The sequence below is a fragment of the Streptococcus infantis genome (genome assembly GCF_000960085.1).
In the GTDB taxonomy this organism is placed as follows: domain Bacteria; phylum Bacillota; class Bacilli; order Lactobacillales; family Streptococcaceae; genus Streptococcus; species Streptococcus infantis_C.
Map to the genome: position 1 here is coordinate 185,232 of NZ_JYGT01000008.1, position 22,098 is coordinate 207,329.

Consider the following 22,098-nt stretch of genomic DNA (forward strand, 5'->3'; position numbering starts at 1 on the left):
CTTCAAATTCATCCAAATATCAGAAAAACCCGAACATTTTATTTCGAGTTTTTGATTCTTATTTAACCATGTCAGGGTCATAGTCGTAAAATCCAGTATCCAAGAAACGATTTTTAGGGTGAAGTTTGCGAACTTCTTCATCGAGCAAGAAGGCTTGGTCATGTGTAAAGTTACCTTCTTGAATTAAATTGCGCGCTTGGATAAAGAGTTTTGCAATTTCTACAAAATTTTGGCCTGGAGTGTAGAGACCTTCAAGTTTCCAATGAGTGAATCCATGCTCAACTAATTCTGTTAACTTGGTCATCAAATCAAGGTCATTGTTAGCAAAGATATGAGTCCCATGATTGTCTTCAAAAATAGAATAATGGCTCTCTGGGGCACTTGGCTCAGCCAAGAACAAGTCACGTTGACGAGATTTTTCATCATCAATCTGTGTGAAGTTATAGTAGTTTTGCAAGAGCGGACGCTTAGAATGGTGGATAACACTAGCACCATAAACCAAAACTTCTGCTGGAATTTCTAAAATTTCAGGCATTTTGAAAAGTTCAGCAGACGGGATTTCACGCGCCAAAACAGCTTCTGACGCTCCTGCTTTTTGTCCCCAGAAATTAATCTGACGACTGCTAGTTACCATGGTTGATGCGTCATAGATGGTTTTAAAAGAATAACCATCACGGTTGACCACATAAAATACCCCTGCATCTCCAACAGTAATATAGTCCGTCTTGATTTCCTCTAGAAAGTCCAAGAATGGCTTGATACGGTCCATCATGTCTTGGTGCATGAGGGCATTGACCGCAACGATTAATTCCTTCCCTGCATCGTGAACGATTTTTGCAATTTCACGCAATTCTTCATGACTAAAGGTGGTCGGCAAACGAAGTCCAAAATCTTTTTCACCAACATAAATACGGTCGACACCAGCCTCGATTAGCTGTTTCACTTGTTCAATACTTTCAGCAGTTGCTGTAATGATAATCTTTTCCATAGACAAAATTATACCACATTTCCAAAAAATCAGCTATATAGAAAAGTGAGTCTTATGATGCGAAATTTCAAAAAAGTGAACTGCATCAATGGCAGTTCACTTTTTCGTATTATACTTGTGTCTTTTCAACAAGTCGTCCATCATCCATAACATAAACACGGTCAACCTTATCCAGCAAGCGAGTATCATGAGTAATCATGACAACTCCCCTGCCTTGCTCATGGGCAATTGAAGCCAGCATATCTGTAACCTGGTAAGCACGTTGTGTATCCAAGCTGGCTGTTGGCTCATCTGCAAGTACAATACTCGGATTATTGTATAGGGCTCTAGCAATTGCGGCTCGTTGGCGTTCTCCACCTGAGAGAGCTTTTGGATAGTGGTTTTGAACCTTCTCCAAATCCAACAAACTAAATAACTCTTGTCGGTCACTTTTTATAGATTTCTTTTTATCCAAACGGTCAATTAAATCTAATTGCTCCTTGACTGTTAAAAAGGGAATCAGATTTGAAGCCTGGAGGATAAAGCCAAATTCACTAAAGCGCAAATCCGTTTTTTCTTTCTCGGTTAGGTTTCCAGTCTCATTTCCCTTTACCAGAATCTTGCCACTTGAAGCTTCTTGAAGTTGGCCTAGAGTCGTTAAAAAGGTTGTTTTACCTGACCCAGAAGGCCCCACAATCGCTACAAACTCACCAGCATTTAGCTGAAAATTGGTCTCATGGAGAGCTGTAACTTTCATATTACCTTCGCCATATATTTTTGTCACTTGAATCATTTCAATTAATATCGTCATTTCATTCTCCTTATCATTCTGCTATGGCCGTAATTGGATCTACTTTTAGCAGACGAGGAAGCGAAATGACGCCTCCTAGAAGAGCCATCAAGCAGATGACCAGGCTTAACACAAAGTATGCCAGCCAACTAGGGTAGAAAAAGAAGGTTGCAGGTAAGACTAAAATGACAGCCCCAATGGCTAATAAAGCCATGCTTATTCCCAAACCAGATAAGAGAAAGATTTGACAGAAAAGGGACCATACGATAGATTTTATCTGAATTCCTTGTGCTCGCATAATGCCATAAAGACCTAATTTTTGAATGGTAATGATATAAATAAAAATCCCAACAATCAGACCTGTAATGACAATCATAGCCAGAATCATTCCTGAGAATACATTGACCTGAGGTGTATAGCCAGGAATTTTTGAAATCATTTTTTGAATAGAAATCTGCTTCAAGCCATCACCAGTCACTTCTACATCATTTTTCAATACCAATGCAGAAATAGATTGATTAGCTTTTGTTGTTCCTTGTAAATTCCAATACGTTGTTAAGCTCGTAAAGACAACAGGTTCTGTGAAAAATTTATTTCCTTTGGTCAAACCTACAATCTTAAAACTTGTTTCACTCCCGTTGAGTTGAATTGCGTCTCCAAGTTTGATGCCATAATTTTCAAAAGACTGATCCACTACCACTTCTTGGTCATTTTCTGGGTAACGCCCTTCAATCAAGGTTGGAGAGATAAAACTGTCCCACTCTTGACCGAAAATAGAGACATTAATCTTGTCACTACTATTAACCAAGTTTGTTACAGCAAACATATAGCTTAGGGGAACAGCATCCTCAGAAACCTTATCCTTGTAGTCTTTTTCAGGTATAAAGGATGCAGTCAAATTATCGTTTGCATAATCGGATAGAACAACTCCTGTTGCTTGCCAATTATCGATAGCAGCCCTATTATTTCGAACAAGCCCGAGAGCCAAACTGGTCATAAAAAAGACCATAAAAGCAATGAGAAAAATGGTAGTTAGAATTAAACTGTAACGTAGTTTATTCTGTAAAATTTCTTTGATAGCAAGATACATGCCAATCTCCTTTAACTATTCTGTTGCCGGGGAATACAGCCCCCCCCTCTACCATAGCACTAAAGATAGAAAACCATCTCGTCATGAACAACTAGAATCAATTTAAAAGAATCCTGTCCTTACTTCGAAATTGAATTTATTTGCATCTGTGTATGATTTTTATTCGTTTTAACCATCAAATTTCCCCTCGTTGAAATAAGAGAAAAATAATAAAGTTTAAACGGTTTACTCATCCTATCATTTTCCCATCAGCATGTCAAGAAAACCGAAATTGGCCCTGATAACAGATTTTATGCAATTTGTAACCATTCTGTAATAATTCTCTCTTTAAAAAGTGATAAAATAGTAATGTACTGTTAAGGAGAGAAATATGCCCGCTAGAAAATTACACCCGTATGAGTTTGAACAAGAAAGTGTAAAAACTGCTCAGTTTCAAGATTATGTTCCAGAAAATGCTTCTGTTGCTAGTGTAAAGGAAGTTCTATTTTTTGTAAACATCGCTTGCTTCTGCGTCTTTTTAGCGATTTTTAGCTTTTTGTTCTTATCACTAAAAGTAAACACTGTCTTATCATTTGCTTTGGCTATCGGTCTTAGTCTTGTAGCATTGCAATTTCAGCGTACTTTTATCAAGAAAAAATTCAAATAAAAACCTTCGATGAATCGAAGGTTTTTTTATTTATTCTTTCGTTTAGATGGTGTTGAGATCGCTATCTTGACTTCAAAAATTGTTCCGTTAGGTTTGTTATCCTTTACACTGATGCTTCCTTTAAGGGCATCTACGATTTGCTTAGCCAAAGACAAGCCTAAACCGAAACCACCCTTTTGCCGTGTACGTGCCTTATCAACGCGATAAAATCGATCAAAGATTTTCTTTTTATCGGCTGCAGAAATACCAATTCCATTATCTGCTACCTTTAGATAGAGACTGCGTTCTGTCGTTGAAATCTCAAAATAAATATCTCCTTCTTCTTCTGTATACTTGACAGCATTGTCAAACAGAATGGTCATCAATTGCTTGAGGAGAAGTTTATCTGTGATGATAGTGCGATGAACACGATTCGAGAAACAAAAAACACGATTATTCTCGGATGCAATCATTTCATAGTTGGTAAAGGTCGTATTAAAGAAAGCAGGTTCTACTTCGCCAAGCTCTGGCTTAATACCATCATCTCTACGTGCTAGATTGAGAAGATTTGTCGTTAGAAACTTCATATTTCGAACTTCTTCCAAACTGGAAGCGATGCTCTCACTTGATTCCATAATGGTCGCTTCTGGTTTTCTAAAAAGAGTTTCCAGGCGATTCTGAAGAACTGCTAAGGGAGTACGCAATTCATGACTGGCATTTTCCACAAAGCTCTTCTGCTTTTGCATACTTTCAAGCAAGGGTTTAACACTGACACGAGCAAGATAGAGACTGGCTATGATCGATAGAATCCAAAAACTTGCCATGACCACCACAATTAACTGCTCGTGATTTTGACTGATCTGCTCTAGTTGGCTCGTGTTAATCAGGACAGCAGCATACTTAATATTGGTCGAAACAGAATCAATATTTATTTCCGTCAAGACAACACGGTAAATCTCATCCTGACCGTAGCTATTGACAACATGAAGTTGGCGAATATGGTTTAAATCCTTTTTATTGAAGGTGATTCTATCTAATCCCAAAAAGCGATTGCCAGTCACTAATTGATTGAGATTCGAATCCAGCAAAATCACTTCCGTATTGGAACTCACATTTGGTTTTTTATCAGAAGCTGGAGCGACATTACCACTATCTAAATCTTTAACGTCTTCAGTTGCACGATTGACCGCCAATTGAATAATATCCTGAGGATTATTGCTCAGTGCTAGAAGTTTCTCATCTACAGACGTGTATAGACTGGAGTGCATAACCTGCAGGATAATCAAGGTCATGGCAGAGAAAATCAGCGTGAATACTCCAAAATTACGGATAAAGTAGCTGAAATCTTCTGCATACCAATTCTTTTTTATTTTATTAAACATGTTTTAAAATATACCCAACACTGCGTAAGGTTTGGAGATTCTCAGCAAAGGCTGTCCCCTTTAATTTCTTACGAACTTTTGATACATAGACTTCTACTACGGAGATGGTTGTGTCACTGTCAAATCCCCATAAACGGTCAAAGATTTGGGTTTTTGGTAAGATGACATTTTGGTTTTGGAGGAAATAGACCAATAGTTCAAATTCTTTACCAAGCAGCTCAACAGAGGCATCTTGAACCTTAACTTCATTAGTAGATAGATTGACTGTCAAATCACCATACGTTAAGGTATTTTCGTTAAATTTCCCTGAACGTTTGAGAAGAGCCTGGATACGCATCTTGAGCTCTTCCAAATAGAAAGGTTTTGTTAGATAATCGTCTGCTCCAAGCTCAAATCCGTGTCCTTTGTCATCGAGACTTTCCTTGGCTGTCATGATAAGAACAGGAGTCGAAATGCCTTTTTCACGCAATTCTTTTAAGACTTGGAATCCATTTTTTTCTGGCAACATCAAGTCCAATAGAATCAAATCATAAACGCCACTTTCAGCCTCATAAAGACCTTCTTCTCCATCGAATACCTGCATGACATCTGCAAAATCATCCAAGAAATCAAAGACTGAATTCGACAGGCCTAGGTCATCTTCCACTAATAGAATTTTAATCATCAAAAATTCCTCCTTATTAGATTTATTATAACAAAAATATCTTAAAAAAAACTCAACTTTCCTTGTTTTTCTAAGAGAAAGTTGAGTTTTTTTCATCTATTTAAACTTGAATGATTTTAAGCTTTGCTATATTGTGCAACTGCTGCTTCAACTGCTGCTTTTTCTCTCTTAATCAATTCAACGCGAGCTGCGATATCCTTGATACCCATGCGGATATTACGGCTAAGTGCTAGGTCAGAAACTTGTGGTTCAAAGAAGGCTTTGTATTCTGCCAAGCGTTCTTCCGTCTTAAAGACGTTAGAAGGGTAGATAACAAATCGATCAAAGCTCATATCTCCACCCAGAGCACCTTTAATCCAATCCCAATTTTCACGCGCCCATGACCAGACGTTTTCTTGAGTAGCCTTGTGTCCAAGGAAGTGGAGGTACCACAATGCAAGGTCTTGTGGTTTGACGATAAATTTATCTTTCCAAGTTGCAAGAAGTGTTTGGATATTTTCAGCATCTGTGCTGTATGATAGGGCTGCAGCTAACTGACGTTTAAAGACTGCATCTGTAGCATGAGTATATAGATCAAGATAAAGAGCTACCAAGTCTTTAGTCTCATGGTGTTTCATTTCATTGATGAGAACTTGAGAGCGAATAGCTGCTGGAAGACCTGCAAGATTGTCCTTATGAGCTGCAAAGATTTGACTAGCAACTTGGCTGGCTTCCTCATCGTTTGAGCGAATCATCATTGAGATTGTCAATTGACGAACCAATTCGTCCTCATCTGCTTCTCCGTCTTTTGCTTCAAATCCAAGGCGATCATAGTTGTAACGAGCGAGCTTAGCAACAAGTGCTTTAAAGGCTTTCTCAGTTTCAGTTCCTTCATCAATAAAGCGCTCAAGAGCTGAAATAACTTGAGAAACCGCAGCAACAACTAGATAAGATTCTTCTTGTGCCAATTGATCCACAACTGGAAGCAAGTCCGCAAATGAAATGTGACCAGCTTCAGCCAACAAACGACGTTCTTGGACGATTTGAAGTTTGCTTGTATTATCAAGTTCTACTAATTCTGAAAGGATAGCATCCAGCAACTCACCTTGATAATCTGTAATGTAGTGTGCTGTGTTTTCGGTATTGAGTCGAAGAGCTGTCTTATTTTCAGCAAGCAAAGCAGCGTAGCCAGGAATTTCAATACTTTCAGTTTCAAGAGTATCTGGTAAACCTTTCCAGTTGCTGTTGAGTGGCACTACCCAGAGACGGTTCTTGTCTTCGTGCTCACCGATGAAGAATTGTTTTTGTGAAATCTTCAAGACATCATTTTCAACTTTTACAGTCAAGACTGGATAACCAGGTTGTTCCAACCAAGAATCCATAAAGGCTGCTACATCACGCCCTGAAGCTTGACCAAGAGCATTCCATAGGTCACGACCAATAGTATTTCCATATTGGTGTTTTTCAAAGTAGGCATGCAATCCTTTCGCAAAATCAGCATCTCCTAACCAACGACGAAGCATGTGCATGAGACGGCTTCCTTTAGCATAAACGATTGCAGAGTCAAAGAGTGTATTGATTTCATCTGGGTGTTTGACTTCGACGTGAACAGACTGAACACCATCAGTTGCATCACGTTTAAGTGCGGCTGGCACTCCACTTGTTTGGAAATCTTCAAAGATATTCCAGCTTGGCTCAATGGCATCCACACAGACGTATTCCATCATGTTGGCGAAGCTTTCGTTGAGCCAGAGGTCATCCCACCATTTCATAGTTACAAGGTTACCGAACCATTGGTGAGCAAGCTCGTGGGCAATGACGAGGGCTACTTGTTGACGGCTGGCAAAGGTAGAATTCTCATCTACAACCAAGTAAACTTCACGGTAGGTTACGAGACCCCAGTTTTCCATAGCACCAGCTGAGAAGTCAGGAAGGGCGATGTGAAGAGATTGAGGGATTGGGTACTTGACTCCGTAGTAGTCTTCGTAAAATTCGATAGAACGAACAGCGATGTCTAATGAGAAATCAAGGTTTGAAAGTGGATGGGCTTTGGTTGAGTATACACCTACCAAGGTACCATTTTTAGTTGTAGCAGTTACTCCTTGCAAATCACCAGCTACGAAAGCTAGCAAGTAAGAAGACATACGTGGAGTTGTTTCAAACTTCCAGATGCCAGTTTCCTTGCGGTTTTCAACGTCAATCTCTGGCATGTTTGACAAGGCCAATTCGCCTTCTGCTTGGTCAAAGCGAAGAGCTAGGTCGAAGGTTGCTTTAGCTTCTGGCTCATCCACACATGGGAAGGCTTCACGAGCAAAGTGACTTTCAAACTGAGTTGACAAAACTTCCTTCTTAACACCATCAACTGTATAGTATGATGGGTAGATTCCTGTCATGTTATCTGTGATTTTACCTGAAAAAGCGATAACCAATTCAACTGAACCTGCTTGCGCAAGTTCGATATGAAGGGCTTCGTTTTCGTTATCTACTGTAAATGGACGAGCTTGGCCTGCTACTTCAACAGAAGCAATCTCCAAGTCTTTTTGGTGAAGGGAAACACGGTCGCTTTTAGCTTGACCAGTAATGGTCACTTTTCCTGAAAACGTCTTAGTCTCACGACTCAAGTCTAAAAATAAATCATAATGTTCAGGAACAAATTTTTCAATATAATGTTCTACTGCTTGCATCATTTTCTCCTATTCTAAATTTCTGAGCAAATGCTCTAGTTCAAACATACCTATTTTATCATATTTTAAGTCAGAAAAAAGCTTTGGACGGTGATTTCCAAAACTTTCTTCCTTCTAGTAGTCTACAGAGGGTAGACCTTGCGAAATTCTTCCAAAACAATCTTGCTGTCAGGTGTAAAAGCCAAACCTGCTTCTCCTAACCAGTCTTTGAAAAAGTCTTCATGAACCTGACGCCAGTAGGCCAGTGATTTGTCTCCTTCACCTTCCTTGTAGGCATGGTCGGCTGAAACCTGATGGAAAGGCTGAACGGAAACCTTGGTAATTTCGACGATGCAAACAGCTTGATCTTGACTGTCTAAAATGACATCAAAGGTCCCTTCTTGGGGAAGGGGTTCGTCCTCTACTGCGTAGAGGTCGTAAGCTGAGGCTGTTGCTGTTTTTTCGCCTCTTAGAACCAAGTCAGCCAAGAGATCTGCCTCTACTCCAAAAGCCCAGGCATCTATCTCATCTCCGATAGAGGGGTTAATTTGCTTGTAGGCATTCCACATTTCTTGCGGTGTCATGGGTTCTCCTTTGTAATTTTTTACTTTCTTTTTTTATATGTTTAAGATGGTCTGGATGGTCAATTTCTAAATCAAAAATCTCTGGAATAGAGCTGTAATGGAGAATACATTCGATACCCATCTGATTCATTTTTTGTATGAAAGAAGTATTCAGATAGCCTGCTACAGCAAAATCAATCTTGTTCTTCCTTGCTTTATCCTGCATCTGTCTCAACATATCTAACATAATTGGACTTTCCATATCATGCCATTGACTGTTTCTCACAGTCGCAAAAATAAAAGAAGTTAAATCATTCATTCCAACTACAATCTTTGAAATACCAGTTTCCAGTATCCTGTCCAAGTCGAAATAAGCTGATGGTAATTCAATCATCGTGCCGACTTTCCCGGTAAAACCATACTGACGCAATACTGTAATAGCTTGTTTTAATTGTTCGGCATCATTGACAAAAGGAAAAATAATAGACAGATTGGGATTGGTTTGAAAAACTTCTGTAACAACATTTGTCTCAGCCTGAAATTCATCTGGACACGCCAACAAACGCCTGATACCTCTGTATCCAAATAAGGGGTGACGTTCGTCAAAATACTCTTTAGTCCCGTCTAGACTATTTGCTTCTGCATTTGTTAACTCTGAAAAGCGATACCAGACTTCTTCATCTGAGTACAAATGACAAATAGTGTCTAGATAATCTTTCACAAATTGCTGACAATTTGGTAATAGTATGTTTTTGTTAAGTTCTCTCAACAAGTATTCCCCACGAATCAAGCCGACGTGGTGCAATAAATGGGGATAAACTTTTTCAACAATTTTTTCGCCACTAAGAGCTAGTTGATTTTGCATGTTCATTCACCTCGTCTTAAAAGATACAATATCAGATATCATTATACGACACTTTCCTTTAGTTCAAAAGCTTCATAAGGTTCAACTAACTCATATCCTAAAAATTCTGCTACTTTTTTGGAAGCCTCGTTATGAGCATCCCAAAGTAGAAACATATCTCTATTTAAACTCTCTAGAATCATTGCAGCACCAAGTTTTTTAGCAAATCCATTTCCTTGTTTGTCTGGTCTAGTTGCAACTTCCACTTCAACTGCTCCGTGGTAAACTAACCCTGAGGAAATCCCAGCAATCACTTCATTATTTTTAAGAATCACAAAGCCAAATCCACCTTTTAAAGCAAAATCCTGGTAGGACTCAAAATCCCCCTGTAAATCTTGTGACCATTCTTCCTCAGAAAGGCAGTTATAAATACGATTATCAATAGGCACAATATTGTAACCTTCCTCTATATGAGTAACTAGATCATTTAGAAGTTCAACTTGAAAATTTGCCTTATCCTTAAAAGAATAGCGAGTAAAAGAAATTAACCCACCTTGCCGATGCAGAAAATCTTGCCACTTAGTGTCTTCTGAAATAATAATCTTATAATCTAAACCATATTGCCTAACAAAATCTTCCCAAAATCTGGAATCCAACTCCCCTGCTAGGTATAGAAAATTCCCAATATCATAAAAGCTCGTTGTCCTATCACTGTTTCGATAAACAGTACCGATTTGAGATTTAAGTCCATAGAGAACCATATATTTCTTCCATGTTTTAAATAGTTCCATTATCCCTCTATTTCACCTTCCAATTTCTATAGCTTGTCCGTTCTAATTCTGGAAATCCTCGTAACTCTGCCTCCACCTTCAATACTAAGGGTGAGGCATTTTCTAGGGTAATCTGCTCAATAGGGACCCAAATTGCATTTGCTGAATCATTTCTTCCATCAAGAACCTCCTGAGGAAGAGATTGTTGAGAGCTCTCGAAATCGAGTACGATATCATAAAAGGCCATGATATGATGCACAGCGAAATCTTGCCCTTCTTCTTGAACCAGCACATCATACATCCTAGGATTTAAATAACAGCTAAGCGTATAGCCTGTCTCCTCCAGAACCTCTCTCTTGAGGGTTTCAGTCAACCCTTCACCTGCTTCCTGACTACCACCCGGTAGATCAAAACGACGCTGATAAGGCCCTCTCGTTTTCTCAATGCAGAGTAATTTTCCTTTCTCATAGCAAATGCCATAGACACCAAAGTGATTTTTGATTTCCATATTCCATTCTTTCTAAAAGTCAAAGATTGCTAGCTCACCTTATCCCTTAAAAGGAAAGAGGCTATAGATTTCATGCTCCTTGATATACTTCTTCAGTATCTCTATGTTCTCTTCGATTTTTTCCTGTATATCTATCTCTTCACAAGTTGACTCAGCAATAAAGAGGTTAATTTTCAACAAATCTGTCAAATATAACAGGCGACGTTCCATTTCTGATTCAGGACTTGAAGCTTGCTCGATTTTTGCAAGCTTTTGCTCCAAGCTATCACCATTCAAAAATCTCTGATGAACTCTCCTTCTTATGTTTTGAGTGGATTCCTCCCCTTGTTCTAACGGAAACAAAAGGAGTTTTTTATAGACGAATACCTGATTTTCTGCCTCTCTTTCCAGATAGGCCAATAAAACCAGAGAGCTAGCAACAAAGGTCCACGTGTTATAATTCCCTTCAAATGGAACTTGTATGATCCTATCTAATAATTTCTTAGCCATTTCCTCTTGACCATCCAGATAAAGTAAATAGGCCAGATGATTTAGCGATTCGAGATAGCTAGCTTGAGTTTTCTTATTCTTTTTGGGAACCTGGTTTAAATACGAGAAGAACTCAGCATCATTTTCAATCTCTTCGATTAGTTCTTTCACTTTCATTTCTTTTCTCCTATCCAACTCACTTTGTGTTACTAAGAAAGGCTTTTCTCAGGTCAATCTTACCGAAATAGATATTCTTTCGCTGTCTCTTGGACGTCTGGGGAAAGGTAGCGCTCTATCAAGTCACCTGTCCCTGCAATATATTCCTCCAGAGGGACATCTTCTCTTTGTTTCCAAAAATTTGAAAAAGCGAAATAGAACTCCAAAAACTCCGTCAAACTTGCGCTGAGTTTGTAGAAATTAGGATCTCCAGGACTGCCCGCGTAAACTGGAGAACTGTCATCTTTCATATCGCAGAAAAGAATATCGTCTGTATCTGTAGTAGCAAATATCTGGTATTGCCCTTCACTAAATTGAAGAACATCTTGTAAGGCCCAACATTCGACTATCCTTGCAGGAGAATCTAATGGCAACAAAACGATATTAAAATTTTGATTGGCAAAAAATAAATCCTTATCGAACTCTATATGTTGATAGTAAGCAAGCAATTCTCCTGTCAAATTGAAAGACTGGATCCTTAATTTTTCGTTTGAAAAACTCACCGATTGGGGAATAAACGTTGTTTCCTCATAGAGTTTAATGATCTTTTTTAATACAGTAACTACTGCCATTTTTCTCTCCTTGATCATTCCTCTTCCGTCTCCTTTAAGAATTCCTGCCATATCTTCACCTCTGGATTTATGTCATGTGCTATCTCAGCATGCTTCCTATAATCCATATCCAAGTAGCCTTGTTTATTCCTAAAAATAACACCTTGTTCATAACATACTTTAAAGGTTGTGAGCATGGATTTCAATGACCGGTATTCGACCTGAGGTTCCTCTTCATACACGTAAACACCATGTATTTGACCCTGAGATTCTGGAGCCAAGTTCATGGCATAAAAATCTCCCCCTCCACTGGCAAAAATTGGGAACCAAAATTTGTTCCAAACATCCCTTGCTCTTAGTTCCAAGTAGGTCTGGATACTTTCTTCCAGAGACATCAAATAAAAACCAGGAAAAAATGCCAGCTCACCGAGTGTGATTCCGTCACTATCTTTTGATCCATTTCTCCATGTATAAAGGGCATGCAAGTCCTGGTTCAGCTGTAATGGAATTTCCTCAAATAATTCTTGAATCTTTTGAGAAGTAAGTCCCGGATTTAGATGTTCTACACAAGAATGATCTAGCTGTTGGAGACTTTTTTCAATCTCATTTAATAATTGGGTGATCGTTTCCATTTGTTCTCCTTACCTTGTATTTTAGTTCCTTCGTCCCTAAAATAGGACCTTCCCATTACTCAATCCCATCCTCTTTGTTATACTCTATCATGCATTTTACCGCATATTCTACCCATTCCCAAAAATCGTTAAATTCTTTTCGTTGCTCCCATCCTTCGGCAGCAAAATCATGAATGAGTTGAACCTTATTGCCCTTTCCTATTTCAAAACAAGCTGTATCATCACAATCTCCTCTTTTAGCAAATGGAATCAACTTTCTGCTTGGGTATCTTTCCTGCAATCCCTTGTACAGAGATAAGGCCCATTCTGAATCCAACAGATACCAACAATCAAAATCAACTAAATTGAGTTCAATCAATTTTTTAAACGATTCAGGATACTGAAATATCCTTTCGTCCAGTAAATAGTTCTTCATCTCTTATTTCCTTTTTGGTACAAGACTGACATAGAATGCCAGCTCAAGATTATTATCAAGGTCTTAGATTAGTTCATTAAGATACATCTATTTTTTCCTACCGGTTTCTTTCGTCAGGATATTGACCAGTACATCCGCACTTTCACTCCGCCCTAATAAGTCGTTTTGACTATTTCTCCCGAACGAATATAGGTTTTAAAGAAGTTTTTAGGAATAGAGGCAATCTTAGGTGTAATGGATAAGCCATAGTTTGCAAAATCTAAAGCCAACTTCTTAGAATTGATTGAATCATAATACTCAACATACAATCTGCATAAGTTCACTTTGGTGATAGAGAATTGTTTTAACAACCAATCCTTCTCAAGATCCTTCTCGGGATCTATGCTTGAAAATACGGTAGGATAGGATGAATACTGAGCAGTAAAATCAATGGCCTCTTGGACAGCTTTTTCCAATTCAGCTTGGTCCATGCCATTTCTATGTTCGATAGAACCTAATCGAGTCCGTAAAGCACAATCCACTTCTTCTAACAGTCTCGACTCCAGAAAGAGAGGATGAAGGCCAACATTTACGAAATAGGCAGTCCCATCTGATTTTCGTTGAAAATAGATGACTGTGTAAAAATCATGATCGACTTTATAATAGTTATTAGTTCGCTTTAGTCGCGAAAAGCCATTTTCTAGGAAGAGTTCTTTGGCCTCTTTCATTTCTTTACCTCTATTTCTAACAGAATGTGGAGAGTTCCTCATTGCACTTTACTAGGAATCTAAATGGATATAGGTGATTCCTATAATTCCTTGCGATTGCATGGGTTATTGACGGTCTCCATCTATTCTAAACAACTAGTCTAAGATCGTTCCTAGAATCATCTTATTTTGCTCGGATATCTGAAAGTCATCCATGAAATAGGGCAGAAAGTCATCAAGCAAGGGATGCCTAATTCCATCTATTGAGAGACCTTTTTTCTGACGTTCTTTTAATAAAACTAAGATTTCGATTGGGAAATATTGCCATAGTAAGTTATTGAAGTCTACTAAATGACTATCTCTGGTGTTCGCTAAATGATAATCACACATGGATAAAATTGTTTCTCTAAAAACATCATCATCCTCTGAAAAAATAGTTTCCATAACCTGTTTATAGGCATCATTCACATTTTGATAAGGATTGGAGTCCAAGGGTTGATATTTGGCATCACTAGCATTCTCCAGTAGGTTAGCAAGCCGATCACCCTTCCCATTTCCATAAAGAAAAACGACTAAAGGCAATAAACTCTTTGCTGAAAAGAAAATAATTTTTTTCCCTTTCTCAACTTGGGCTTCTTTAAAATAGGCTAATTTATCAATTAAAAACTCTACATAAGTATCATCTAGATAGGCAAGGGCAAATAAGATATTTAAACAAATATCTGTATCAAAGTTTGAGCCCCCTTTAGCCAAGTATTTAGCAGAAGCCATATCTGCCATTACAGAACAAAAACAGCCATTTAGCAAAGATTGATAGGTTTCAGATGTCCTATTTTCTATAAAATTAGAGACTAGAGGATACGGACTTATAGAATCAATCATATCTACATGATTATACAGATAAGATCTCATCTCAACATTTTCTTCGTAGTTAGCTTTAACACTTCTCTTATCAGATTTTAGAGCTGTTAAAATGGCTTCAGTATTAGATAGGTTTTCTGGCTCTAAGTGAAAATCTTTCGCCTTCAGTATTTGATTTTTGATAGTTGTTAATTTTCTTTTTTGATTTGAAAGTGTTTTATTCATATTGACCTCTAACATTTCATTACTTACACTTGTCATTGCCTAATCCAACTACTACTGTATTTTGAAGTGCTTCTCTTTCCAACTTCCTATACTATCCAGTATATCACAAGGAAGAATTGATCCACTTCCCATCATCAAGCCATTCTTTCTTATCAATCCACCATTTCCCCTTTTGAAGTACCATTCGAAAACGATAGAGAGTTTCTAAACCAGATCGATTCTCCTTAATATACAAATAAGTTTGATTCCCGTCATACTCTTCATCGACGATGGGATGCGTTTCTAATTTATACTCAAATGGAAATCGGACAGACAAAGTTACTTCCCTTGCTCTGAGTGTTGTTTTAAATCTACAAAACTGATTAAAAATAGTAGCTAATTCATCCTTCAACATCTCTTTATCGGCTTGGTTTCTTAGGCTCCTAGTGGCTTTTCTCTCCCAAGAATACATAGCCTGCATAAACTGGAGTAAGGTTTCTTTTGCTAGATTCGTATGGCTCATATATCCTCCTGCTTAAACAATAGGACTAAAGGTTCGTTTATTCTGAAAACATAGGTTATAAAAACCTGTATTGAAGTCGTTTTTAACCCTCTCGCATGCAAACATGTGGTAACTCGCTTCTAAGAAGATCCCTTTGCTTTTGATTCGTTCTTCCCGTTGTTAAAAATCGAAGATGTTTCAGACACTTCAGGTAGCTAACTGTTGATGCGTAGTTAAAAATAGACGTATCGACAAAATCTAAAAAACGGAGCTCACTAGATGGATGGATAAAATCCAATTCTGGTAATTTTTTATTTGCCGTAAATGAAAGATAGAGCAACTGATTTAAATCCCTAATAAAAGAAAAGTTTGGCAACTTTACACCATAATCAAAGTGCAGATAACGCATACCTTTATGAAAAGAAATGTTCTCTATCGTTTCCAAATTTGTCATAGAAGATATCCCTAGAGCTTTCACACAATCATTCTGGGGTAAGATGATCTTTCTTACTTTTCTAGCCCCAACTAATAAAATCTTTTCTACTTGTTCATATTTTGAAAAGTCTAGCACATCAGATTTACTTCCCATCAAGTAAATCACCCTCGTATTGCTAGGTAAAGAAAGCTGGTTAAAATCTACATCTTTCAGCATATCCTCTGGGTTTTCGACAATGTACTTTTGTCTTAATAAGCGATTGATATCGATAAATTCTTTATAAGTCAATGTTTCATCCAATAATGGTGCAATCTCTTCAATAGTACGCAGAGGCTCCATTGCCATTAGATTCTCTCTTTCGGAAAATCCTTTTTTAATGATCTCTAAATATTTATCTAAACTGGTCATTATTCACCTCTTTTTATGAATATCATGCTTCGTTTTCTATTTTCAACCTAAATCATTTTCCAATGACACCCTGACTAGAAGACTAAATCATCGCTTGTCTCAAAAACTAAAATCATGAATCTCAAGAGTACTCTTTTCTATATAAACTTTATCCTGCTTGCTCAATCTCGATCAAAGATAACCTTGACTCTGGCTCTACCCGAAGCGTCTAGATATTGCTCTAGTTTCGTAATAGACTCCTCTGAATCAAACAATTGAACAAACAAATCCCCATTGATGGTCATGACATCCTTTGTCGGTAAAAGCATGAGATTTTCAACACTTGAATCATTCACTATCATTAAGGAAGGGGAATAAATACAGCTTCTGGAGAGGTCTAGATTTCCAAATCGTTCCCTAGCAGAAACAAAAATAGATTCCATCCCACCTTGGGATTTCAGAACAAATTCCCTCTCAAAAAACGCTTCAAAACTGTCGTAGATCTCGATAACATCCATAGTAATCCCATCTAAATAATAAACTTGATTACTTTGAATGTTCCCATCCTTCAATCTATAAGCGAATTGATCTCCAATAGCAGACATACCAAAAAAATAGTAGTCTGATACATAATCTCTCCAGACGTCTTTCCATACCTCATCCGAATTCCAGGAATCTAGCGTAATAGCTTGAGTAGAATCCGTCCCAAACAAGCGATAATAGCCACCATAAAACTCCAAGCCATTGGTCATGGAGAGCAAATCCAGGTGAGCTTGAGGAAACTGTCTGGCTTTGAGTTTTTCTAGTTCAAAAGCTGAGGCCCCACTTTCTTGTATGACCAGATCCTCACAACATTTTAAAAAATTCTTCATTTTCATTTGCTTCTCATCTCTTCATCTTTGGCTTTAGCCAAGCATAAATTCAATAAAGTCTTTTCGATAGGCTTCAGGAAGTTGCTCCTCGATAATAGCCATGATTCCTGTTAAAAAACCTTCTTTATAGTCCGACAAGTCCTCATCAATGTAGATGTCATTCTCAAACTTGGTGATTTCTAGCTTTTTCATCTGACTATAAGTAGACAAGAAAGTAGATAAAGAGGGGCTTAAGAAATAGAGCTTGGAATTACCAGGAATCTTGCCAAATACAGGACTAAGCTCGCTAGTTAGATCACAAAAAATTGGCTCATCCCCCATCATGTGAGCAAAAACCACATAACTCTCTTTCCAGCTAGTATCCTGCCATCCTTCTGATGCAGCTTCACATAGAGGGAGAGGAATTAGAGCAAAATCATAGGGAGCTCCTCTAAAATAAGTTTCTTCCTCAAAGCTCAAATGTTGGTAGAACTCTTTCAATTGACCAGACAAATCTGGCTTTTCGACATGGAGACAGTCACTAGTAAATACAAGCTCTCCTAAGCCCTTGTTTCTATGATAGACTTCTACAAATTCCTTCAACAACTTGAACATCATTATTAGACTCCTCTCACATTTTTGGAATTATATTTGGCTATTTTCAACTGATAATTACGTATCATTCTGACCGCTAGCGACAGCCTGAGCCCAAATTCGTTCAAATTCTTCTTGACTAATCTTGATGGAGTCTGATAAATCCAACTCATCTTTTCGACCATCATAGAGTAGAAATCCTACTTCTGGAACATAATCCTGTAGGCAAGAGGAAGCATAAGAGTTCCCATTCAAAACGTTAATTTGTCGACTTGCACGCTGACCAGTAAACTCTGTATAAATAACTCCTAGGCCTGTCATAAACTCACTATTGCCATAATAATAATATTCTTTTTCACACATTAGAATCTTCCTTTACCATTTGTCTCTCCAAGAATGGCATTCTTTCCTTTTTGCCTCTTTCATCGACTAATTCTATATTCATTTTCAATTTATAGAATCTACGGGCTCTTAGATTTATTCTCCAAGACTCTCACTTCTACTTTATCCTCCGCTAAATGGAGATCCAGTACTTTTTCCTGGTCTTGAAAGAAAAGTGTCAGGTCTCTGGTAGAAAATTCAGTAGAATAAGAGGGCAAAAAGTCATCCAAAGACTCCATTTGAAACAAGACGTAAACTGGTGAAAACTCCCAAAAAACTAGGATAAACCGACTGCCATTGCCAACAAGACTTTGAATTGACCTACTTAAATCTTGAGTAGTGTGGGCAACAGGAAACTCATAAAGGCACGGAAGTGGAGAGTCTATAGGATTCAACTCCCCAGCATACCAATCAATTTCTTTAGGTTTATCGGTCAGAAAATGGACATCCTTAATCCCCTTCAACTGATTGATTCGTTTTTCTACTTTTAATAAAGATAATCTCTTTTTTAACTCACTCATTGTTCTTGCTCCACCATTCTGAAACAGAAATTTTGCTCACAACCTCATTCTCTTTATCCAACAGATAAAGGAAGTTCCCTTTTGTTTCCAGTTTACCTAGCTTAGCCCCATAGTCCATCTCGTGAGCAGGGCAGGATTGAATCAACTGACGGATGCTCTTGTCCTTGTGCTCTATCTCCCAAAACAAATCCACCTTATCCAGCTGATGCTCCACTTGAATGGAATAGGTCGTGGATTGGATCTTCTTCCTTTTCCACTCCCAGCTATTTTCGTAATCGTTTTTCTCTATTTCATTGACTACATCCTCTATCAAGGAGCATGGAATAGAGAGCTCCTGAAACACGCGCTTTACCCCTTTTAGAAAGGCCTCTAAGAGCTTTTTTTTCTGATCCAATGGACTCAAACTTTCATAGCTAGAAAAATCAAATAAGACCTGAACAGTATAGACGCCAAGGAGGTTCATGATAGCTGGATTGCTAATCGTATCTACACATTCTACGATGATTTTCCAACAATCCTGGGTTATAACTGGTTTGAAAAGCCGTTCTACCATAGAGGTCATACATTTGGATTCATATACGAACGCTCTTCTAAGGTCTTTCCAATTCTGTCGATAGTCCTTAATTCTAGCTTCCTCGTAAGTTAGCGTAGCTGAGTCCATCAGCTCCTCAATCCTCTGTTGATTTTCCACATAGGGCTTATCTAATTCAAAATACTGTAACTTCATATTCGTGGTCTCGTAGTTTTTTTCTTGTAGAAAGATCTAGCCTTAGGTCAAGGTCTAATGTTTGTGCTCTTCCTTCACTTTTCCCATAGTCGCGGTGTCCCTCCTAGCAATGGAGGTTTGTTTGATCATCCTGAATCACCGCAAATAAGCTAGAAATTCATCTTTAAGTATCAATCTTCACAGGACCAATCTCAGCAATTCTAACAAGGTCAGAAGATCCTGATAACATCACATCATTTTGGTTTATAAAATTGAATTCAACCTTATTCTCTAAAAAGAGCAGCTCCAGTTGTCCCTTCACCTTATGAATCCCCTTGGAATAAAAATGGATTTCATCTAAATTAAAAAACTCTAAATTTATTTTTATGGCATTGAATGAACTTTTCTGCCACTTTTCAGGGAAGTTAGTTGGTAAATCATATACATAAAGGACAAGATCTAATTTGTAATCGTAACATAATACAGTATCAAGAAATACATTATTCAAGTCCAAATCACCATCAAACAAATGAATAATCTTTTCCTTCCCCACTACTTTTTCAAACCATTTCACAGTATGAACTCCTTTTTAAAAATGAATATAAGTCTTATTTTTAAAAGTTATTGTTTCGCTTTTTAAGGAAGTGACAGCTTCTCTCTTTAAGTAGGTCTTAGAATAGCCTAATCCTCCTGCCGTCCTTTCCTTTGGATACATCCTCAATGATCGTATTTATATGTACTTCATTAAATTGACGAGAAAAGTCTACAATTTTCTGGCGATTCTGTTCTGGATATAGATAAGATGTAGCCAAAATGAACATAAACGGAGCGATTGTTCCTCTTATATTTTCCAAATAAACATCCTTGGTGATAAAGGTCATGATTTTCTCAAAATCGTCATCTTTCAGAACAATCTTTCTCAGATAGAGTGCTGCACAAGCACCTGCAGCTTGCAATAAATTATTCGATTCCAAGGACTCATAAACAAAAGACAAATTCTCTGTTTCTAAATTTTCTAGATAAGCAATCGCTACTGCTAGAGAGCGGTAGGTTACAGGGGTTGGAATATCTCTCAGCAGCAATGACTTAAGATAGAGAATTTCCTCTGTGCAATCCGTTGCGGCCATAGCGTAGAGCAAATACATTTGTGATTCCCACGATTTAGGTTTTTCCATCTCGCCTTCCAAGGCTTGATGCAAAAATGGTCCATATCCTTTTAATTTACCCTTTAAAATTTTTTTCGCTACTTTTTTTACCAAAGGCGTACGTCCTGAAATTAACTCATCTACATAGTCCATCTCAAACTCCTTTATTTCATTTGCTTGTCCAATTCTTCTTCCAAAATTCTGTTATAAACTATACTTCCGACACAGACTTCCCAGTCTAGGTCCTCAACTTCTTCCCTAGAAAAAATCTTAGGTTCACGCCTACCATCTAGCCTGACCTTCCCAAATTGAGGACCATTTGGGTCTCCCCATTTAAAGGCTAAATTCTTAAAAGGGCTTGGATCAAAATCCACTTGGTGACCAATTATCTGCCAAGACCATACTGGACTTCGATCAAACAAGGTGTAGGAATCTATAATGATGGGCTTACCTATAAATTGAGCACGACTTAGCTCCTCAACTGTTATAGTAGGATTTGCTTGAAAGATATCGAAAAATTGAATGACATGACCAACATTCACTTTTCCAAGGATTTGACCAAATACAAACATTTCCTCCGAAAATTGATAGCAAAAAATATCACCAATTTTAATAAATCGAAGTTTTGTTCTTGGCTTTTCATTCCACTCACGAATCTTTATCTGGGGCAATTTTTTCTCCATAATTAATTTAGTTCTATTCCTACTGTTCTTTATTTAAGATATGAAAGAGATCATCTCTTAGAACGATTCCATCGTCTTCTATCAAATAGGCCATGTGCTCCCAGAAGGGCAATTCTTGTTCAAGGGGCTTTTCCAAGGCAAGTACTTGGTTCTTCAAATTTGCTGCAATCTCTTCGACTTCATCTTGCTCAATCTCATAAAACTTTGCTTTCAAAAGAAAGATGCCTGATAGAAAGAGCGAATAAGAGGAAACAAAAGTATGTAAGGAAGAATTGACATAAACCCTTGATTCTTGAAAAACTTCTCTTCCTTCTCGATTGCAAAGTAAGAAGACTTGTTCCTCTTCTCCAATCACAAAAGCACCTAAAAAACACTGGCCAAAAAGCCTATAACTCTCTTGCTCTTTCCTTAGTTTTACTAGATCAGTAGCTACTTTGAAAAAAGAAAATCCCATTTTAGAATAATCCTCTAAATATGCCAAAAGGTTGAAACGGACATCATCCAGACTAAATGGTTTCTCCTCTGTAGGCACCACACAAAAACCAAGCTCCTTCACTAATTCATCAATAGTAACTGTCATTTTTCTATCCGATCTCCTAGATTCTTTTCACCCAATTTTTTTAACTTCCAAAGCTTGATAGCCGCATCTTTTCTGAGTCCCATAAAGAGGCTTGCTAAGGTTACTGCTTCCTCTTTTTTATAGACTTGAGAACTAATACTGGCCCATCCATCTTGCAGGCATTCAATTTTTAAATAGAAATCTCGCTCTTGTCCAAGTTTCCCTGTTACATCGTCTATCTCATAAGAAGCAGACAGCAAAGACACTGAGATAAAGTCCCCCGGTCTTCGATACATTCGCATGACGGATTCTTTCTGATTAACAGAGTGGATATCCTCTTTTGTTTCAGCTCTGTCACGTTCTGATAAAATCACCCACTCCCTATCATCCTCTGATGAATAAAAACGCCATTCTTTCTCAACCATATCCTGCTCCATCTTCTAGTGCTTCTCTTG

Annotated in this window: 29 protein-coding genes; 1 reads left to right on the forward strand and 28 read right to left on the reverse strand. The window is 37.9% G+C overall.

Annotated elements, in window-relative coordinates:
- Window positions 1-58 precede the first annotated feature (58 nt).
- The 3 genes from TZ94_RS05960 to TZ94_RS05970 all read right to left on the reverse strand — a co-directional run bounded on the left by TZ94_RS05960 (window position 59) and on the right by TZ94_RS05970 (window position 2,847).
- Complete coding sequence (locus TZ94_RS05960) at window positions 59-988, reverse strand: peptidase U32 family protein (RefSeq protein WP_045615139.1); 930 nt, start codon at window positions 986-988, stop codon at window positions 59-61.
- Window positions 989-1,097: 109 nt separating this feature from the next.
- Window positions 1,098-1,778, reverse strand: coding sequence for an ABC transporter ATP-binding protein (locus TZ94_RS05965; RefSeq protein ID WP_045615140.1), 681 nt, complete (start codon window positions 1,776-1,778; stop codon window positions 1,098-1,100).
- 13 nt (window positions 1,779-1,791) lie between these two features.
- Window positions 1,792-2,847, reverse strand: a complete 1,056-nt coding sequence (locus TZ94_RS05970; RefSeq protein ID WP_045615142.1) for an ABC transporter permease — start codon at window positions 2,845-2,847, stop codon at window positions 1,792-1,794.
- A gap of 370 nt (window positions 2,848-3,217) precedes the next feature.
- Here TZ94_RS05970 and TZ94_RS05975 point away from each other — a divergent pair, with 370 nt between their 5' ends.
- Window positions 3,218-3,493, forward strand: coding sequence for a DUF3270 family protein (locus TZ94_RS05975; RefSeq protein WP_045615148.1), 276 nt, complete (start codon window positions 3,218-3,220; stop codon window positions 3,491-3,493).
- Window positions 3,494-3,519: 26 nt separating this feature from the next.
- On the opposite strand, the gene TZ94_RS05980 is transcribed toward TZ94_RS05975, so the two are convergent.
- The 25 genes from TZ94_RS05980 to TZ94_RS06100 form a co-directional block, all read right to left on the reverse strand.
- The gene (locus TZ94_RS05980; RefSeq protein WP_045615149.1) at window positions 3,520-4,854 is read right to left on the reverse strand and encodes a sensor histidine kinase; all 1,335 of its coding nucleotides are present in this window, start codon (window positions 4,852-4,854) and stop codon (window positions 3,520-3,522) included.
- Window positions 4,847-5,518 carry a two-component system response regulator CiaR gene (ciaR, locus tag TZ94_RS05985; protein ID WP_045615151.1) on the reverse strand — a complete coding sequence of 224 codons (672 nt, stop codon included), beginning with the start codon at window positions 5,516-5,518 and terminating at the stop codon, window positions 4,847-4,849. The genes TZ94_RS05980 and ciaR overlap by 8 nt, the downstream gene beginning before the upstream one ends.
- Window positions 5,519-5,634: 116 nt before the next feature.
- A complete protein-coding gene (locus TZ94_RS05990) occupies window positions 5,635-8,181 on the reverse strand; it encodes a M1 family metallopeptidase (protein WP_045615153.1) in 2,547 nt (848 codons plus the stop codon).
- 122 nt (window positions 8,182-8,303) lie between these two features.
- Window positions 8,304-8,744 (reverse strand): ASCH domain-containing protein, encoded by a 441-nt coding sequence (locus TZ94_RS05995; RefSeq protein ID WP_045615155.1) that lies wholly within the window; start codon window positions 8,742-8,744, stop codon window positions 8,304-8,306.
- The gene (locus TZ94_RS06000) at window positions 8,704-9,588 is read right to left on the reverse strand and encodes a putative PEP-binding protein (protein ID WP_045615156.1); all 885 of its coding nucleotides are present in this window, start codon (window positions 9,586-9,588) and stop codon (window positions 8,704-8,706) included. Before TZ94_RS06000 ends, TZ94_RS05995 begins: the two co-directional genes overlap by 41 nt.
- A gap of 41 nt (window positions 9,589-9,629) precedes the next feature.
- Window positions 9,630-10,358, reverse strand: coding sequence for a GNAT family N-acetyltransferase (locus tag TZ94_RS06005; RefSeq protein ID WP_045615157.1), 729 nt, complete (start codon window positions 10,356-10,358; stop codon window positions 9,630-9,632).
- A 7-nt stretch (window positions 10,359-10,365) separates the two neighbouring features.
- A complete protein-coding gene (locus tag TZ94_RS06010) occupies window positions 10,366-10,845 on the reverse strand; it encodes an NUDIX hydrolase (protein WP_045615158.1) in 480 nt (159 codons plus the stop codon).
- Between the two features lie 39 nt (window positions 10,846-10,884).
- The gene (locus TZ94_RS06015) at window positions 10,885-11,490 is read right to left on the reverse strand and encodes a DUF6707 family protein (RefSeq protein ID WP_045615159.1); all 606 of its coding nucleotides are present in this window, start codon (window positions 11,488-11,490) and stop codon (window positions 10,885-10,887) included.
- Window positions 11,491-11,549: 59 nt separating this feature from the next.
- Window positions 11,550-12,152, reverse strand: coding sequence for a hypothetical protein (locus tag TZ94_RS06020; RefSeq protein WP_241767281.1), 603 nt, complete (start codon window positions 12,150-12,152; stop codon window positions 11,550-11,552).
- Window positions 12,116-12,712, reverse strand: coding sequence for an SMI1/KNR4 family protein (locus TZ94_RS06025; RefSeq protein WP_045615161.1), 597 nt, complete (start codon window positions 12,710-12,712; stop codon window positions 12,116-12,118). The genes TZ94_RS06020 and TZ94_RS06025 overlap by 37 nt, the downstream gene beginning before the upstream one ends.
- 55 nt (window positions 12,713-12,767) lie before the next feature.
- Complete coding sequence (locus TZ94_RS06030; RefSeq protein WP_045615162.1) at window positions 12,768-13,127, reverse strand: hypothetical protein; 360 nt, start codon at window positions 13,125-13,127, stop codon at window positions 12,768-12,770.
- 152 nt (window positions 13,128-13,279) lie between these two features.
- Window positions 13,280-13,834, reverse strand: a complete 555-nt coding sequence (locus tag TZ94_RS06035; protein ID WP_045615164.1) for a DUF4304 domain-containing protein — start codon at window positions 13,832-13,834, stop codon at window positions 13,280-13,282.
- A gap of 135 nt (window positions 13,835-13,969) precedes the next feature.
- The gene (locus TZ94_RS06040) at window positions 13,970-14,899 is read right to left on the reverse strand and encodes a hypothetical protein (protein WP_045615166.1); all 930 of its coding nucleotides are present in this window, start codon (window positions 14,897-14,899) and stop codon (window positions 13,970-13,972) included.
- Between the two features lie 103 nt (window positions 14,900-15,002).
- On the reverse strand, window positions 15,003-15,401 hold the full coding sequence (locus TZ94_RS06045; protein WP_045615167.1) for an NTF2 fold immunity protein: 399 nt from the start codon (window positions 15,399-15,401) through the stop codon (window positions 15,003-15,005).
- 82 nt (window positions 15,402-15,483) lie between these two features.
- Window positions 15,484-16,224, reverse strand: a complete 741-nt coding sequence (locus tag TZ94_RS06050; protein WP_045615168.1) for a hypothetical protein — start codon at window positions 16,222-16,224, stop codon at window positions 15,484-15,486.
- A 161-nt stretch (window positions 16,225-16,385) separates the two neighbouring features.
- On the reverse strand, window positions 16,386-17,075 hold the full coding sequence (locus TZ94_RS06055; protein WP_241767282.1) for an SMI1/KNR4 family protein: 690 nt from the start codon (window positions 17,073-17,075) through the stop codon (window positions 16,386-16,388).
- 33 nt (window positions 17,076-17,108) lie between these two features.
- Window positions 17,109-17,672: a hypothetical protein gene (locus TZ94_RS06060; RefSeq protein WP_045615172.1), complete on the reverse strand. Its 564-nt coding sequence runs from the start codon at window positions 17,670-17,672 to the stop codon at window positions 17,109-17,111.
- Between the two features lie 54 nt (window positions 17,673-17,726).
- On the reverse strand, window positions 17,727-18,011 hold the full coding sequence (locus tag TZ94_RS06065) for a hypothetical protein (RefSeq protein WP_045615175.1): 285 nt from the start codon (window positions 18,009-18,011) through the stop codon (window positions 17,727-17,729).
- A 98-nt stretch (window positions 18,012-18,109) separates the two neighbouring features.
- Window positions 18,110-18,550 carry a hypothetical protein gene (locus TZ94_RS06070; protein WP_045615177.1) on the reverse strand — a complete coding sequence of 147 codons (441 nt, stop codon included), beginning with the start codon at window positions 18,548-18,550 and terminating at the stop codon, window positions 18,110-18,112.
- On the reverse strand, window positions 18,543-19,277 hold the full coding sequence (locus tag TZ94_RS06075) for a hypothetical protein (RefSeq protein ID WP_045615179.1): 735 nt from the start codon (window positions 19,275-19,277) through the stop codon (window positions 18,543-18,545). The genes TZ94_RS06070 and TZ94_RS06075 overlap by 8 nt, the downstream gene beginning before the upstream one ends.
- A gap of 163 nt (window positions 19,278-19,440) precedes the next feature.
- The gene (locus TZ94_RS06080) at window positions 19,441-19,830 is read right to left on the reverse strand and encodes an Imm50 family immunity protein (protein WP_045615181.1); all 390 of its coding nucleotides are present in this window, start codon (window positions 19,828-19,830) and stop codon (window positions 19,441-19,443) included.
- A 97-nt stretch (window positions 19,831-19,927) separates the two neighbouring features.
- Window positions 19,928-20,554, reverse strand: a complete 627-nt coding sequence (locus TZ94_RS06085) for a hypothetical protein (protein WP_045615182.1) — start codon at window positions 20,552-20,554, stop codon at window positions 19,928-19,930.
- An 11-nt stretch (window positions 20,555-20,565) separates the two neighbouring features.
- Complete coding sequence (locus TZ94_RS06090) at window positions 20,566-21,084, reverse strand: Imm26 family immunity protein (protein WP_241767283.1); 519 nt, start codon at window positions 21,082-21,084, stop codon at window positions 20,566-20,568.
- A gap of 19 nt (window positions 21,085-21,103) precedes the next feature.
- A complete protein-coding gene (locus TZ94_RS06095; protein WP_045615183.1) occupies window positions 21,104-21,664 on the reverse strand; it encodes an immunity protein in 561 nt (186 codons plus the stop codon).
- Window positions 21,661-22,068: a hypothetical protein gene (locus tag TZ94_RS06100; protein ID WP_045615184.1), complete on the reverse strand. Its 408-nt coding sequence runs from the start codon at window positions 22,066-22,068 to the stop codon at window positions 21,661-21,663. Before TZ94_RS06100 ends, TZ94_RS06095 begins: the two co-directional genes overlap by 4 nt.
- Window positions 22,069-22,098 lie beyond the last annotated feature (30 nt).

What these genes read in the sequence shown, in the direction of transcription:
- ciaR (WP_045615151.1), bottom strand. Translation starts at nt 5,518, where the DNA reads ATGATTAAAATTCTATTAGTGGAAGATGACCTAGGCCTGTCGAATTCA.
- TZ94_RS06040 (WP_045615166.1), bottom strand. Translation starts at nt 14,899, where the DNA reads ATGAATAAAACACTTTCAAATCAAAAAAGAAAATTAACAACTATCAAA.
- TZ94_RS06030 (WP_045615162.1), bottom strand. Translation starts at nt 13,127, where the DNA reads ATGAAGAACTATTTACTGGACGAAAGGATATTTCAGTATCCTGAATCG.
- TZ94_RS06070 (WP_045615177.1), bottom strand. Translation starts at nt 18,550, where the DNA reads ATGAGTGAGTTAAAAAAGAGATTATCTTTATTAAAAGTAGAAAAACGA.
- TZ94_RS06000 (WP_045615156.1), bottom strand. Translation starts at nt 9,588, where the DNA reads ATGCAAAATCAACTAGCTCTTAGTGGCGAAAAAATTGTTGAAAAAGTT.
- TZ94_RS06050 (WP_045615168.1), bottom strand. Translation starts at nt 16,224, where the DNA reads ATGACCAGTTTAGATAAATATTTAGAGATCATTAAAAAAGGATTTTCC.
- TZ94_RS06045 (WP_045615167.1), bottom strand. Translation starts at nt 15,401, where the DNA reads ATGAGCCATACGAATCTAGCAAAAGAAACCTTACTCCAGTTTATGCAG.
- TZ94_RS05965 (WP_045615140.1), bottom strand. Translation starts at nt 1,778, where the DNA reads ATGACGATATTAATTGAAATGATTCAAGTGACAAAAATATATGGCGAA.
- TZ94_RS06100 (WP_045615184.1), bottom strand. Translation starts at nt 22,068, where the DNA reads ATGGTTGAGAAAGAATGGCGTTTTTATTCATCAGAGGATGATAGGGAG.
- TZ94_RS06060 (WP_045615172.1), bottom strand. Translation starts at nt 17,672, where the DNA reads ATGATGTTCAAGTTGTTGAAGGAATTTGTAGAAGTCTATCATAGAAAC.
- TZ94_RS06055 (WP_241767282.1), bottom strand. Translation starts at nt 17,075, where the DNA reads ATGAAGAATTTTTTAAAATGTTGTGAGGATCTGGTCATACAAGAAAGT.
- TZ94_RS06015 (WP_045615159.1), bottom strand. Translation starts at nt 11,490, where the DNA reads ATGAAAGTGAAAGAACTAATCGAAGAGATTGAAAATGATGCTGAGTTC.
- TZ94_RS06035 (WP_045615164.1), bottom strand. Translation starts at nt 13,834, where the DNA reads ATGAAAGAGGCCAAAGAACTCTTCCTAGAAAATGGCTTTTCGCGACTA.
- TZ94_RS06095 (WP_045615183.1), bottom strand. Translation starts at nt 21,664, where the DNA reads ATGACAGTTACTATTGATGAATTAGTGAAGGAGCTTGGTTTTTGTGTG.
- TZ94_RS05990 (WP_045615153.1), bottom strand. Translation starts at nt 8,181, where the DNA reads ATGCAAGCAGTAGAACATTATATTGAAAAATTTGTTCCTGAACATTAT.
- TZ94_RS05980 (WP_045615149.1), bottom strand. Translation starts at nt 4,854, where the DNA reads ATGTTTAATAAAATAAAAAAGAATTGGTATGCAGAAGATTTCAGCTAC.
- TZ94_RS05970 (WP_045615142.1), bottom strand. Translation starts at nt 2,847, where the DNA reads ATGTATCTTGCTATCAAAGAAATTTTACAGAATAAACTACGTTACAGT.
- TZ94_RS06020 (WP_241767281.1), bottom strand. Translation starts at nt 12,152, where the DNA reads ATGGCAGGAATTCTTAAAGGAGACGGAAGAGGAATGATCAAGGAGAGA.
- TZ94_RS06075 (WP_045615179.1), bottom strand. Translation starts at nt 19,277, where the DNA reads ATGAAGTTACAGTATTTTGAATTAGATAAGCCCTATGTGGAAAATCAA.
- TZ94_RS06010 (WP_045615158.1), bottom strand. Translation starts at nt 10,845, where the DNA reads ATGGAAATCAAAAATCACTTTGGTGTCTATGGCATTTGCTATGAGAAA.
- TZ94_RS06005 (WP_045615157.1), bottom strand. Translation starts at nt 10,358, where the DNA reads ATGGAACTATTTAAAACATGGAAGAAATATATGGTTCTCTATGGACTT.
- TZ94_RS05995 (WP_045615155.1), bottom strand. Translation starts at nt 8,744, where the DNA reads ATGACACCGCAAGAAATGTGGAATGCCTACAAGCAAATTAACCCCTCT.
- TZ94_RS05960 (WP_045615139.1), bottom strand. Translation starts at nt 988, where the DNA reads ATGGAAAAGATTATCATTACAGCAACTGCTGAAAGTATTGAACAAGTG.
- TZ94_RS06025 (WP_045615161.1), bottom strand. Translation starts at nt 12,712, where the DNA reads ATGGAAACGATCACCCAATTATTAAATGAGATTGAAAAAAGTCTCCAA.
- TZ94_RS06090 (WP_241767283.1), bottom strand. Translation starts at nt 21,084, where the DNA reads ATGGAGAAAAAATTGCCCCAGATAAAGATTCGTGAGTGGAATGAAAAG.
- TZ94_RS05975 (WP_045615148.1), top strand. Translation starts at nt 3,218, where the DNA reads ATGCCCGCTAGAAAATTACACCCGTATGAGTTTGAACAAGAAAGTGTA.
- TZ94_RS06065 (WP_045615175.1), bottom strand. Translation starts at nt 18,011, where the DNA reads ATGTGTGAAAAAGAATATTATTATTATGGCAATAGTGAGTTTATGACA.
- TZ94_RS06085 (WP_045615182.1), bottom strand. Translation starts at nt 20,554, where the DNA reads ATGGACTATGTAGATGAGTTAATTTCAGGACGTACGCCTTTGGTAAAA.